The 13,828-nt window shown below is 33.9% G+C and carries 11 protein-coding genes and 1 riboswitch; of the genes, 7 read left to right on the top strand and 4 right to left on the bottom strand.

The features are described 5' to 3' along the window. Positions 1-21 precede the first annotated feature (21 nt). Positions 22-1,251: an aspartate kinase gene (locus tag CN288_RS00950; RefSeq protein ID WP_026591698.1), complete on the bottom strand. Its 1,230-nt coding sequence runs from the start codon at positions 1,249-1,251 to the stop codon at positions 22-24. Positions 1,252-1,480: 229 nt separating this feature from the next. Then, positions 1,481-1,667: riboswitch (Lysine riboswitch) on the bottom strand. A gap of 414 nt (positions 1,668-2,081) precedes the next feature. Between CN288_RS00950 and CN288_RS00940 the strand changes: the two genes are divergently transcribed. Further along, positions 2,082-3,344, top strand: a complete 1,263-nt coding sequence (locus tag CN288_RS00940; RefSeq protein ID WP_026591697.1) for an MFS transporter — start codon at positions 2,082-2,084, stop codon at positions 3,342-3,344. A gap of 44 nt (positions 3,345-3,388) precedes the next feature. On the opposite strand, the gene CN288_RS00935 is transcribed toward CN288_RS00940, so the two are convergent. Beyond that, complete coding sequence (locus tag CN288_RS00935; protein WP_026591696.1) at positions 3,389-3,850, bottom strand: hypothetical protein; 462 nt, start codon at positions 3,848-3,850, stop codon at positions 3,389-3,391. A gap of 381 nt (positions 3,851-4,231) precedes the next feature. Continuing rightward, positions 4,232-4,633 (bottom strand): SMI1/KNR4 family protein, encoded by a 402-nt coding sequence (locus CN288_RS00930; protein ID WP_026591695.1) that lies wholly within the window; start codon positions 4,631-4,633, stop codon positions 4,232-4,234. Between the two features lie 481 nt (positions 4,634-5,114). Between CN288_RS00930 and CN288_RS00925 the strand changes: the two genes are divergently transcribed. Beyond that, positions 5,115-5,711 carry a DedA family protein gene (locus CN288_RS00925; RefSeq protein WP_026591694.1) on the top strand — a complete coding sequence of 199 codons (597 nt, stop codon included), beginning with the start codon at positions 5,115-5,117 and terminating at the stop codon, positions 5,709-5,711. Between the two features lie 147 nt (positions 5,712-5,858). Here the strand turns inward: CN288_RS00925 and CN288_RS00920 are convergent, their stop codons facing one another. Further along, positions 5,859-6,239 carry a DUF3221 domain-containing protein gene (locus CN288_RS00920; protein WP_176527640.1) on the bottom strand — a complete coding sequence of 127 codons (381 nt, stop codon included), beginning with the start codon at positions 6,237-6,239 and terminating at the stop codon, positions 5,859-5,861. A gap of 459 nt (positions 6,240-6,698) precedes the next feature. Between CN288_RS00920 and CN288_RS00915 the strand changes: the two genes are divergently transcribed. The 5 genes from CN288_RS00915 to CN288_RS00895 all read left to right on the top strand — a co-directional run bounded on the left by CN288_RS00915 (position 6,699) and on the right by CN288_RS00895 (position 13,451). Beyond that, positions 6,699-7,265, top strand: a complete 567-nt coding sequence (locus CN288_RS00915) for an undecaprenyl-diphosphatase (RefSeq protein ID WP_026591693.1) — start codon at positions 6,699-6,701, stop codon at positions 7,263-7,265. 344 nt (positions 7,266-7,609) lie between these two features. Continuing rightward, positions 7,610-8,893 (top strand): MFS transporter, encoded by a 1,284-nt coding sequence (locus tag CN288_RS00910; RefSeq protein ID WP_098301717.1) that lies wholly within the window; start codon positions 7,610-7,612, stop codon positions 8,891-8,893. An 840-nt stretch (positions 8,894-9,733) separates the two neighbouring features. Further along, entirely contained in the window at positions 9,734-10,936 is a 1,203-nt protein-coding gene (locus CN288_RS00905) for an ankyrin repeat domain-containing protein (protein WP_141527914.1), read from the top strand. Between the two features lie 571 nt (positions 10,937-11,507). After that, positions 11,508-12,248: an alpha/beta fold hydrolase gene (locus CN288_RS00900; protein WP_026591690.1), complete on the top strand. Its 741-nt coding sequence runs from the start codon at positions 11,508-11,510 to the stop codon at positions 12,246-12,248. Positions 12,249-12,596: 348 nt separating this feature from the next. Beyond that, the gene (locus CN288_RS00895) at positions 12,597-13,451 is read left to right on the top strand and encodes an alpha/beta fold hydrolase (protein ID WP_026591689.1); all 855 of its coding nucleotides are present in this window, start codon (positions 12,597-12,599) and stop codon (positions 13,449-13,451) included. Positions 13,452-13,828: the final 377 nt, after the last annotated feature.

Genomic DNA, 13,828 nt, shown 5'->3' with positions numbered 1-13,828 from the left:
GTTGTTATTTTGATAATCAAATTAATTCATTTGTACCATAGGTTCAATTTTTGCCATAAATGATTGATGAAGTGCTTCTACACTATCTACTAAATTAAGGCGATCAATGACAACAGATACTTTAATTTCAGATGTACTTACCATTTTAATATGAATATTTTCATTCTTTAATGTAGAGAACATACTAGCAGCAACACCTGGATTAGATACCATACCAGATCCAACAATTGATACTTTAGCTAGATGATTTTCATATTCTACAGACTCATAGTGAAGTGCTTCTTGATTTTGTTCTAATACTTCTAATGTTTCTCGTAAGTCATTTGAGTGAATTGAGAAAGACAAATGAACAGTACCTTCATTTGTAATACTTTGAATAATAATATCAACATTAATATGGGCTTTAGCTAATGTAGAGAAAACAGTTGAAAGCGATCCTTGTTCTAATCCTTTAATTGTTACGCGTGTAATATTATCTTCAAATGCAATACCCTTAACGATCGATTGTTGTTCCATGTTACATTCTCCCCTTACAATTGTTCCGTTTTCTTGTTCCATACTTGAACGAACTTCTAAAATTACATTATGATTTTTTGCGAATTCAACAGCACGTGGATGGAGTACACCAGCTCCGAGATTTGCGAGTTCTAACATTTCATCATAAGAAATTTCATCTAATTTATATGCGTCTTTTACAACTCGTGGATCAGACGTGTATACACCTGTTACGTCTGTGTAAATATCGCATTTTTTCGCTTTCAGCGCAGCTGCTAATGCAACAGCAGTTGTATCAGAACCACCGCGGCCAAGTGTTGTAATTTCGTTTTCTTCGCTTCGTCCTTGAAAACCAGCGACAATTACAATTGTTCCTTCTTGTAGATGTGATTGAATACGTTCTGTATTAATATCAGTAATCCGTGCGCTACTATGCACAGATTCTGTAGTAATACCAGCTTGCCAACCAGTTAGTGAAATAGCGTCGTACCCTTTTGCTTGCAGTGCAATTGTTAATAAAGAAATGGTAACTTGTTCACCAGTTGTTAAAAGCATATCCATTTCACGTTTACTCGGATTTTCGGTAATAGCGGTAGCAAGTGCAACGAGTTCATCTGTACTTTTTCCCATTGCAGAGACAACTGTAACAACACCGTGTCCTCGTTCATATTCTTCAATAATTAAATTTGCTACATGTTGAATGCGCTGAATACTTCCAACAGAAGTACCACCGAATTTTTGAACAATCGTTTCCATTACAGATTCCTTCTTTCATCCATTTTTATTAATTGATCAGGAAAGGTGTAAAAACATATAAAAGAGATGTATAAGTCCCTAAATATTCCTGTAGTTACCGGAAAGAAAAACAAAAAAACACCATCTCAAATAAGTGAGGATGGTGCTGTTACAGGAAAAGGGAAACAGAAAAAGGAGCTAATAAAAAAACCGCCAAAAAAGAATATCATATAAAGCATGATATCTCTTTTTTGTAGATAGCTCTTCATATATACACGTCTGTATATATGACAGTTCTGTTTCTATTCGAAAACAGCCCCAATTGATAAATGCAGAGAAATTTATCAATTTCGGCAATACTTCCTTTCTTCTAAACTCATTGACATCTCTGTGTCTCCTCTAGAATACTTATAAGCACTGCAACCTCTATCTCACGTTTTGGGCGAGAGTGTTTGGTTTATGAAGTTATTTGGTAACATTTGTTTTATAATAATTAAAATATTTTAGGAAATCAAGTGCTTTAATAATATTTTGAAAATTAAGTATATTTATTTTCGGTTATATGGTTTATGTATACTGGCATAATTGAATTGTTCGGTGTAAGTAGATGATTAGAAATATGTTGGAAACTATTGGGGGCAAGGGGTGATAGTGGTTCTATATAGTTGTTTTATTGCCCCTATATCAATTATACAGTGTAGTTCTGTATAGTATATTTTATGAATTGAATTTAGTATAAATCGAAATATTAGTAGTTTACATATCTAAAGACTTAATTATTAGAAAAAAGGGAAAATTAAATGTATAATAAAAGGAAAAAGAAGGAAGATGTTTAAGGGAAGGGGATACATATGCAAGGAGAGGTGCAAACAGAAAATAAGGGGAGTTATGTAAGTAATTTATTGTTGCCTGTTACAAAATCACGCCATTTTACTTTCTTATGGATCGGGCAACTTCTTTCCGTTCTAGGAAGTTCTATTACAATGGTAATTCTTCCAGTAGTCGTATATACATTGACTGGATCAACAGTTGTTATGGGAACGACGATGGCTATGTATATGCTACCGAATATTCTTGTCTTACCGTTTTCGGGGTTAATCGTTGATCGTATAAATCGAGTTAAGCTAATGTTATTTACCGATATTGTTCGATGCATATTGATGATAACCCTTGCGGTGCTTATGTTTACAGATACTTTAACAATCACGATTTTATATGTTCTAGTGGCAACATATGGACTAATGGATGGGTTATTTCAACCGGCATATGCAGCAGTGAGAGCAAGGGTCTTTGTACCGGAAATTCGGAATGCGGCTAACGCATTAACACAAATGAGTAATCAAGGTGTTCGTTTAATAGGTCCAGCGCTTGGTGGTCTTATTGTTTCGGTTGCCTCAGCGGGAATTGGGTTTGGTTTAGATGCATTGACTTATTTGTTGTCTTTTATTTGTTTATTGTTTTTAAAAGATGTAACAGCTAAAAAAGTACAGGAACAAACAAATCAAAAAATGAATTTCAAAAAAGATTTTACAGAAGGGATTGTTGTATTAAAAAGCCATCCATGGCTTTGGATTACAATTTTAGCATTTTCATTTATTAATATTTGCCACGCAGGAATTATCGTTGTATTAATCCCTTGGCTATTTAATGTACATCATCAGTTTGAACCATTTGTCTATGGGATTGGAATGGCATGTTCTGGAGCGGGTGCTGTTGTGGCAGCTCTTATTTTTGGCGGGAGACAGAGGTGGCATAAACGAGGATTGCTTGCCTATGGGGGTGTCCTCATTAGCGGGATGTCACTTTTATTAATGTCTTTCGTTTCATGGGCGCCAGGATTAGTAGGGTTAATGGCATTAGAGGGGTTTGGGATTATGATTTTCGGTTTAATATGGGAAACGAGTTTGCAAGAACTTGTACCAGAAGAAGCATTCGGAAGGGTAGCAAGTCTGGATATGTTAGGGTCTTTTGCATTATTACCGTTAGGGTATGTAGTTGTCGGTTGGGTGGCGAATATAATTGGTGGTACGGTGACGATTACGATTTTAGCTATCGCAGCAATTGTCGTAGTGGTAATCGCACTACTTGTTCCGAGTATTCGTCAATTTGATTAATTTACGTTTACAAAAAATAAGTAAGCTCTGCTAAGCGGCAGAGCTTATTCTTCATGAAATACAAATGTTTGTGTAAATTGCTTTTCTGCTTTTTCTGGGTGACCGTTATAACTAAATTGATTTTCCTCCCAGCTAATCACTACGTCAAATGAGTTAGCGTCTTCATATAATGGGAATTTCATTTTTGTAAAACTAGTTTGGCTATATGACACGCTCATATCAGATTTGTTGAAAGGCTTGAAAGCAGCTTTTGATTTTGGGTTATTGTGACGTATTTCAACTGATACATTAGATACGTCTTTTCCGACATTCTTTACAAGTAAGCTGTATGTATGAAACGTATCTTCTTTTGACTGAAGTGCTTGAGGATTCTTAGCCTTATCAACTTTAATATACCACTGCTTAGATTTTGATGTAACAGGTAGTTCTGCAAAAGTGAAGGCGCTAGTTTGAAGTGGAACTGCAAAACATATGAAAGTAAGTAAGAATAATATTTTTCTTTTCATGTATCATTCTCCAATTTGCTATAGCTGATTGTTTTGATTTTGTTAGCATTTGCTACTTGGAAAGGAGTTATGCACGCATATTTGATTGAACAATTATAGAAAAGTGGTATTGCATTCTTTTTTCGTTTGTGAATGGAAATGGATATATCAGCGCCCAAAAGATTGTGTAGAATTTTTCTGCACAGTCTTTTAGTATTTAAATATTTTAAAGAATATGAAATGAATTGGTTACATTTTACAAATTTGAAGGGGATTCATGGGTTAGTAAAAGAAGAAAGGTTTTAATGAATAAAGGTTAGAAAGTAAGTTTAATTAGAGAAAAACATTCCGCAGCTGCACTAGTGGAATGTTTTTCTGTTTTTATATCAAGTAAATACTAGCTTAAAGTTCTTTCGAAAATATGTTTTGAACCAATTCTGTAAAGTTCTTTTCCTCTCTTGGTACAATTGATAAGTCTTCATGCCAAACCTCAATAATTCCCCAGTTATTGGTTATATGAAAGCCTATAGCATCACCGGCAAAGTTATCACCAAATAGTAAAACATTTTTCAGTTCTGGATTGTCATCTACATCATATATTTCATCTGCTTCAATAAGTCCTCCGTAGAACATAAAATAGGAATTAGAAACAGATCCATAGCCCACTTCCTGTAAGAAGGAAATATAATCTTGGGGTACACCGTTAAGCATGGATTCTTCCTCAATAATGGAATCAGTTAATGTACTAAAATCATATTCAGTTGGTGCATCATGAATCTTTTTAATAATATCTTTGTATACCATATGTACACACTCCAAACGTATTTTGTGTAGCTAAATATTATAAATTTATCTGTATTGTTAACCTTGATCTTTCTTATAAACCAAAAATCTTATGTGACTCGCTTATTTATCTGTTATATTACTAGTTCTAGAGATAAACACAATGGAGTTGAGGCTATCATTAGCACAATACAAAATTTCTATGTAAATTAACTATATTGGATAAAAAAGAAAAATCAATACAATTTCATTTTGAAAATATAGAAAAAGTCTAGTACCACATTTTATCCCGTAAAGGCTCGATTCGTTTGGCTAACCATTAGTGAAGAAGTGAAGACTTCCATTGATGGAAGCTTCACTTTATTTTACGGAAGTAAGTTATACGATTAGAATTTTAATGGGGTTTATTGGAATAATATTAGGAGGTATATAATGTTTTTTGGTTAAAAGTGTCTCGATGATTGAGACACCAGTTCGCAATTGGTATGGATGGTGATTACAAATAGAACAACAATTACATTATCTCATTTCGCATTTTGGATATTTCGGGATTATTATTGCTTTAGTTGGTGGAATTATCGGATTACCAATACCAGATGAAACGATATTAACATTTGTAGGATACTATGTACATAAAGGAGAAATGAAATTTCTGCTTGCATTATTAAGTGCATGTATCGGTTCGTCAATCGGTATTACTATTAGCTATTGGTTAGGAATAAAACTTGGGATTCCATTCTTAAAGAAATTTGGTCCGAAAATACATATTACAGAAAATAAAATAAATCGGACACAGATTTTGTTTCAAAAAATAGGTCCTGCCTTATTATTTATAGGTTATTTTATTCCTGGAGTTCGCCATGTTACTGCTTATTTAGCTGGGATTTCTCGTTATCGATTTTCGACATTTTGCCTTTATGCGTATTCGGGAGCATTATTATGGAGTTTTACCTTTATCAAGCTAGGATTTGAGTTAGGAGAAAAATGGCGTCTGGTAGAGCATTATGTCCACCGTTATGGACTTATTCTTTTAATTGTGCTAGTTATTCTTGCGGGTTTGATTTTTGTATATTTTCGCTTCAAAAAAGATAGAAAGTAAGTTATCCCGCTATTCGCGGGTAGTCAAAGCTTGATAGGTGAGGGCTAATAATCAGTAGGGATGAAGAAAACTCACTTTTTCATTCCCTTTATTTTCAACAATAGCTATTATAGTGTATTTTTGTAAAAGGTAATAATCCCCTGGTTTTTATCCCCCTATTTTTTCATATTTCGTTACAGTATAACGACCTGGATAGGATTCCAAAAGTTCACTAACCCATATTTGAATTTTATCTCCTGTTTTTAAAAACTTAACAGCATCTGAATCATTAAAACTTAGGATAGAAGCAGAAGGATGTTCTTCCCTCGATGATTGCTCTAAATATCCTATAATATTTGAGTCCTTTATCTCCTCTTCGTCAATAAAATAAACTTTTTTATCTTTAAAGACAACATATCCTTGCGCTTGATAAGAATCTTGATGAGTATTGATATCTTTGTTAACACTCATCAATGGATCACCATTCCTCTCTTTTAAAACTATGACAACTAAAAATACAAGTATTAACAAGAAAAGAAATTTCCTCAAAATGTCTACCTCCATACATTTAAGTATCAATCCCCAATAAAATTAAGAATTTATTAAAAGCAAAGATAATTTCACATACTATAAAGGATGTAAAATAAAGATTTTTGATAATAAAGAAAATTATAACAGATACTATTGGTAGAAAAAACTAAATGATAACTTATTAAAACTGATGTGAATTTAAGCGTAATTGTTTACATTAAATCTTTTCCTATAAACACTTTACATAAGTTAGACTATTAAAATGAAAAAAAGAACCTTACAAAAATGTAATGTTAATGTCACAAAATAAGATAGTACATTGTTAGTAGTCTTATTAAAATTGAATAGATTATGATTTGTAGGTGGAAAACAATAAAGAATATAATAAGAATTTATTAGAACCCTATGAGAAATCATTTAATAAGGTAGAGTTTGTTAAAATGTAGCCTGAACTAAAGTATTAAAGGAGATTATGTAATGAATTTTAAAGATTTAGATTACGAATGGTTCAACTTTATAAATAGTAAAGTACAGGAATATCCATTAATAGATAATGTAATGATTATATTTGCAGAATATGTACAATATGCTTTCGTGTTATTACTCATCTTGTTATGGATAAAGAATAAACCTAACTTTCGAATAATGGCTTTTCAATCGATTGTTGCGTTTACTTTAGCGTATTCCATAAATAGATTTATTGAGTTATTTATTTATAGAGATCGTCCTTTTGTTTCACATAACATCACACAACTCGTAGAGCATGCTGCCAATTCTTCTTTTCCAAGTGATCATGCAACATCAGCTGTTGTAATTGCAGCTACACTATTGCTATCTGCTTATCGATTTAAATATACTTGTTTTTTCTTAGCGCTTGGTGTAGCTTTTTCGAGAGTATGGGTAGGAGTACATTATCCACTTGATGTAATTGCAGGAATTGTACATGGGGTATTGATAGCATTATTTACACAGTATGTTGTATTTAAAATACGTCCTATCGCTACATTAATTGCGAAACCTATTTTTCAAGGGAAAACTAGCTGAAAAGAGTCGAATCGGTTGGATGATTGCTAACATGTGCATAAGAGAATAGATAAAAACAGAAGCATAGTTACACGATTTTTTTTACAAAGTGTGTTTTATAAGATTAAAAGACTGATAGCCCTCTAATTAAATAGGGGGCTTTTAGGTATGGATGAAAACTATAAAAAGCTAAACTTTTATAAATAAAAAATATTTGTGCATCAAAAAAATAGCCCTCACTCAAGGCGTTGGGACACCTTTTTCCCTTTTAGAACTAAGCGAACAGATAGAAATGTTATTGAATATGAAACATTAATCATAGTACATTTAAAAAAGAGAGAATTTTTCATAAAGAGGGTGAGAAGATGCTTGATACAGCTGAGAATTCAATAAGGAATCAAATGTATACAGTAGAAGAACAACAAAAGCTATATAAAAGAACATTGGTAATCGTAAGTATTTCACAAATGTTTGGTGGCGCAGGATTAGCTGCTGGCATTACTGTAGGTGCACTTCTTGCGCAGCAAATGCTTGGAACCGATGCATTCGCAGGATTGCCAGCAGCCATGTTTACAATGGGATCTGCAGGAGCAGCGTTAATAGTAGGAAGGCTATCTCAACGTTATGGGCGCCGGATCGGGCTTGCGACAGGATTTATGATAGGTGGGCTTGGGGCTATTGGTGTCGTGATTGCCGCTTTAACAAATAGTATTATTCTCTTACTTGCTTCTCTGCTCATATATGGTGCAGGTACAGCAACAAATTTACAAGCTCGTTATGCTGGTACGGATTTAGCCAATACGAAGCAAAGGGCAACGGCTATTAGTATTACAATGGTTATGACGACATTTGGTGCAGTTGCGGGACCAAATTTAGTAGGCACAATGGGGAGTTTCGCTCTTTCTCTTGGTATTCCTGAACTTGCTGGTCCGTTCATATTATCAGCAGCTGCATTTTTATTAGCAGGTCTCGTACTTTTCGTTATGCTTCGTCCAGATCCATTAATAATAGCGAACATGATAGAAACATATAAACAGGAACATACAAATAAAGGGCATACGAGAGTTAACAAACCGATAGCAAATAAAAGAGGTGTTACAGTTGGGGCCCTCGTTATGATACTTACTCAAATTGTTATGGTTGCCATTATGACGATGACTCCTGTACATATGGAGCACCATGGGCATGGATTAAGTGAAGTGGGCCTTGTTATTGGATTTCACGTAGGAGCGATGTACCTTCCGTCACTTGTTACAGGAATCCTTGTTGATAAGATTGGTCGAATGGCAATGAGTATTGCTGCCGGAGTTATACTACTTAGTGCGGGTGTGGTAGCTGCCATTGCACCGAGCGATTCTTTAATACTCCTGATTATTGCTTTGTCTTTACTTGGATTAGGATGGAACCTTGGATTAATAAGTGGGACTGCTCAAATTGTTGATGCAACAGAACCTTTAACGCGTGCAAAGACACAAGGGAAAGTAGATGTTTTTATTGCGCTGGCAGGTGCCTCTGGGGGAGCGATGTCAGGCATGGTGGTAGCAAATTCAAGTTATGCAGCACTATCATTAGCTGGAGGAGCTTTAGCCTTGTTGCTTATTCCTGTTGTGATTTGGTCTCGAAAAAATAGAGAACATGAAATGAAATAGAAGTCTTGAAAGTGTTGTTTATTTGTTTGTGATGACGGTAAAAAAGAGGTGGATAGATATTTACTAAAAGAACATAAAGAGGTTATTACACAACATGAATCTTAAAAAATTGTAAGAAGTAAGTCTACTTTTTATAGCTTAGTAGGGGATGAAGCCCTCTTCTGATTAAAGTTGTATTTTATTGGAGGGCTTGTCTGCAATCATATTAGTAATGTAATGTTTAGTGTTTGCAAAGATTTAAGCACATAATGAGAATTCAGGAATGAATATAGTTGATTGCTGTATAGGGAGTATGGAGTTGTTTTAAAAGTTTCTTTTGTAATAAAGATTTTGATATAAACAGAAATTGTAATTCTATTTTTTGTAGAATTACAATTTCTGTTTTTTATTTGTATCAGTTTGTTCGTTTTGTGCATACGTTGTATTTTTATAAGGGGTGATTTACTTTGAAAAGTAAGTAAATTTAGAAATTAATATTTAGGGTTGTGTTATAATCTTCCTGTAAGTATGCGGAGCAACAGAAGTAAAGTTATAGTTTAAATTAAAGTAGTATCCAAATGTTTGGAGTAGAGAACTAAAACAACTTACAAAAAAATTTTATGATGGAATAACATTAGAGTGTGATTTAGTTGATTGAATTTTAGAGACATAGAATAACGATAGAGAAAAATGAATACGCATCAAGATGTATGGCAGTTTGATTGGGAATCTAAGTGATTTAGAGAATAAACTTTACCATAAACAACAAAGGAATTAGAAGTTGCTCGGTTTGATTTCATATTCGGAAATACAAGCAAGGAAAAAGTTATAAATCAGCTGATATTCTTGGAGGAGAAATAATTGAAAAACAAATATATAGAAAAACTTGTTGAAATTATGTTAAAGCAAATGCCAAATGTAGCCGAGAAATCGATGTTATTTGCATTTTATGATGGTATTGTCACAACGTATCACTATTATCATTATGAAGCTGATGGTGTAATACGCCATGATCCAGATGATCTCCCATCTGATGAAGTGATGGATTATATTCAACAAGTTCGTGATAATGATGAAGTAACATGGACGGCGTTTGTTTTAGCTGCTCACACAGATAGTACCTATTTAGTTGATTACTTTGAGGATTTAAATCCAATTTTAGAATGTAGTTCTGCCCTACTGTGGCTTGAATATATCCATTATAATATCGAGCCAAGCTCTGATTTTTGCAAATCCCAACTAGAACAGGCTATAAAGGCTGAGAAGTTTAAGAAAACATTAAACTATGCTTGCATGAGGAATGACATAAACGCGGTAAAAGAAAAACTAAAGGATTGTAAACAAACAATCTTAAATAAGAAAGGACCTGATAAAAAGACACCACTTCACATTGCTTGTTTAAATGGTAACGTGGAAATTGTGAAATTATTAGTTGAAGCTGGTGCAGATGTAAAAGTTAAATATCATGGTCAAACACCTTTTGCACTTGCATGTATGAAAGGTGACATGGAAACAGTAAAATATTTTATTCATAAAGGTGAAGATGTAAATGAAGTAATGGTCAGAAAGGAAATGCCACTTCATTTGATTAGCGGTTCTGGTAATAAAGAGATTATGGAATATATACTAGAACGTGTTAACAATATAAATGCCGTTACAAGTTGGAAATATTCAGCATTGCACTACGCAATTGAAGGGGACAATGTGGCAGGAGCAAAGGTTTTAATTGATAAAGGACTTGACCTGGAGATAGTTGATAAATACAAAAGGAGTGCACTAAGCCTTGCTTGTAATCGTAATAAGCCAGAGATGGTTGCGTTGTTATTAGAAAATGGAGCGAATATTAATAGTTTAGGACAAAGCCAAATTACACCATTACATATTGCATGTAAACAAGGGTTTATTGAAGTTGTTCGAGTATTACTAAAATATAAGCCTAACTTGCATGCGAAAGCAACATTATATAGTATGCTACATAATGAGGAATTAAAAGAAACACCTATTGAAACGGCTAAACGGCTTGGACATGAAGAAATAACCAACTTGTTGAGTTTGAATGTGTAAGAAAGAATGAAAGAGACAATAACATTTTGAGTTAAGTGAAGTTGTTAATGTATATATTGAAATTCTAGGTGCTTACATTAAGGATTTTAGTGAATGTCAAAGATTGTATTTTAAGATAGTGGAGAATGAATGGACTAGATAAAAGGATTGGAAATAAATTATTTAATAAGAAATCTTGTCCGCAATCATGTGGACAATGTGATGTGTAGTGATTACAAAGAAAAGAAGTGCGTTTCGCGCTTCTTTTTGAGGTCTCGCCAACAAAACGTGGATTTTATACGCTAAGGATATGCAGGATTTCATGCAGGCTACGAAAACGGTTTGAACTGCTAAATGCTGTTGTGAAAGGGATGTATGAAATTCTGCATACAGCGGGAGGAACGGAAGGCTGACAAACTCTTGGTATGAATGGCTTTCTAGGATTTGGTTACTGCTGATAATGAGACGCTATGTTAACCTTACATGTATACGGTATTCAAAATAGATTTCTGATTTTCCTTTTCCATCCATGATACAATTTATTAAATAATTCACTTGTTGTACCTTGGAATATGGAAGGAGTTAAATCTGAATGAAAAAGGTTTTAGAACGTGAGGAGTTTGTTGATATAGGTGGTTTTCAATTATATACAAAAATATTTGGAAGTGATAAAGAAACTCCAACCGTAGTAATGGATGCGGGTTATGGTGATTACTCTAAAACTTGGAATGAAATAGTATCACAAATTGCGGAACTTACAAAAGTTCTGGTCTATGATAGAGCTGGTTTAGGAAAGAGTGATTCTAGTCCCAACAATAGAATTAGTTCTGAAATGGTAAAAGAGCTAAGAACATTACTAAAAAAATTACAATTAACGCCTCCTTATATTTTTGTGGGACATTCCTTTGGTGGAGTAAATGTTCGATTATACGCATCTTTATATCCAAGCGAGGTAGCAGGGCTAATACTTGTAGATTCAACCCCAGAGGACTACAGAGAACGATTTCTTCCCATCATGCCTTCAGATTTCCAAGAAGCTTATAATAAACAATTTATTTATGAAGGTACATACGATCAGTTTATGAAGAGTCTGGAAGAAGTACGATTACACAGAAAAACACTTATAGATACAAACGTTATTATTCTTTCTGCAGGAAAAAAAGCTTTTTATTCTACTGATGCACAAAACTTATGGTTGCATATGCAAGAGGAATTATTGAATTTATCAACAAATAGTTCCTTAGTTATAGCACCTAACAGTGGACACTATATCCAAAAGGATGAGCCACAATATGTAATAAATGCAGTCAAAAAGGTCCTTCAGATTATATAATTAACTTCCACTAACAATAATTATGTGAACACAAAAGTCCTCCAGTTAAACAATCTGGAGGATTTTTAATAGTCTTCTAAATACATTGAATCCCGATAATGAGACGTTATGTTAACTAGGTTTGAATATCATATACATCGTCTTTTCTTCAAGTATGTTATAATCACAAGGAGGGTAAAACCCTTATCCATTTTTTATAGGAGAGTGTTTAACATGATTATCAAGTTCATTCGTTTACGTTAATTTTAAACACAATTCATTATGCCTGGCTTTTTTTTCAAAACGTGCAGGTTTATTTGAGCGTGTCTTTTTTTATTAACTAAATACGAATGAAATGAGGAGTTAATCATGAATAAAAAGATTAATAAAGTTAATGGAATTGATATATGTACAGAGAGCTTTGGCAATCCAGCAAATCCAGCAGTCCTACTGATTATGGGAGCCATGTGTTCAATGGTTTATTGGGATGAAGAATTTTGTCAACAATTAGCTGATACAGGCCGATATGTTATTCGTTATGATAATAGGGATGTCGGACGGTCAACTACTTATGAGCCAGGGAGTTCCCATTATACTGTGGTAGATATGGCTGATGATGCCGTTGGGATACTTGATGCATATCATATTGACGAGGCACATATTGTTGGAATGTCATTGGGTGGAATGATCGCTCAAATTGTAGCCTTAAAGCATCCTCAGAGAGTGCTAAGTATAACTTTGATTGCATCAAGTATTTTTGGTTCTGATGACAACAATCGGAATTTGCCTCCGATGGATGAGACGATACTCGCTTATCACGCTAATGGAGCCACACTAAATTGGTCGGATGAAGAATCTGTTGCAAATTACTTGGTTACAGGATCAGCTTTACTCTGTGGTTCAAAGCATAAATTCGATGAAAAGAGAGCTTATAAGCAAGTAGAAAAAGAAATAAAACGAGCAAATAATCTACTCAGTATGTTTAATCACGCTCTTCTTAAAGGCGATGATTCTTATGAGGGAAAGTTAAAAGGAATCAATATACCTGCTTTGGTTATCCATGGTACAGAAGATACAGTGCTTCCATACGAGCATGGCCTTGCCCTTGTTAATGAAATTCCAAACGCTTTCTTACTAACCCTAGAAGGATCGGGTCACGAGATTCACTTTGACGATTGGAATGATATAATTAACGCTATTTCGAACCATACTTCAGCCCTGTAATCATTATAGGAATCATATAAAACAAAAAACACTTGGAAAAAGGGTTACAATTGAATTTGTACCCCTTTTTTCTATATAAAAATCAGTTTTGGAACTGTTACTCAGTTAAAGAATATTAATGCCTAGTAATTGATATTTCCTTCCAATAACGATAATTATGTAAACGGGCTGTCCAAATGGATGGCCTTATTTAATTTTTCGCTTAGCGTGGTTTTTTTCCAAAATGCTGGCGGTACCCCATCACCATCAAGCTAAGAAAAGCAAATACCCCAAAACGAGAGAATTGACCTCCCGAGGTGAACTGTATAATTTTTTTTGTTAGGGGGCGTTATAAAAAAGAAATACCCTTTCCTATAATCGATGTTGCATGAGCTTAA

The sequence above is a fragment of the Bacillus sp. AFS023182 genome (assembly GCF_002560575.1).
GTDB lineage: Bacteria > Bacillota > Bacilli > Bacillales > Bacillaceae_G > Bacillus_A > Bacillus_A arachidis.
The sequence above is the reverse complement of the archived record's forward strand: the minus strand, read 5'-3'. Positions and strand labels throughout refer to the sequence as shown.

Bases quoted from the DNA above. Each gene is read 5' to 3' on its own strand.
- CN288_RS00935 (WP_026591696.1), bottom strand. From the start codon at position 3,850: ATGAAAAGAAAAATATTATTCTTACTTACTTTCATATGTTTTGCAGTT.
- CN288_RS00940 (WP_026591697.1), top strand. From the start codon at position 2,082: ATGCAAGGAGAGGTGCAAACAGAAAATAAGGGGAGTTATGTAAGTAAT.
- CN288_RS00930 (WP_026591695.1), bottom strand. From the start codon at position 4,633: ATGGTATACAAAGATATTATTAAAAAGATTCATGATGCACCAACTGAA.
- CN288_RS00950 (WP_026591698.1), bottom strand. From the start codon at position 1,251: ATGGAAACGATTGTTCAAAAATTCGGTGGTACTTCTGTTGGAAGTATT.
- CN288_RS00895 (WP_026591689.1), top strand. From the start codon at position 12,597: ATGAATAAAAAGATTAATAAAGTTAATGGAATTGATATATGTACAGAG.
- CN288_RS00910 (WP_098301717.1), top strand. From the start codon at position 7,610: ATGCTTGATACAGCTGAGAATTCAATAAGGAATCAAATGTATACAGTA.
- CN288_RS00915 (WP_026591693.1), top strand. From the start codon at position 6,699: ATGAATTTTAAAGATTTAGATTACGAATGGTTCAACTTTATAAATAGT.
- CN288_RS00900 (WP_026591690.1), top strand. From the start codon at position 11,508: ATGAAAAAGGTTTTAGAACGTGAGGAGTTTGTTGATATAGGTGGTTTT.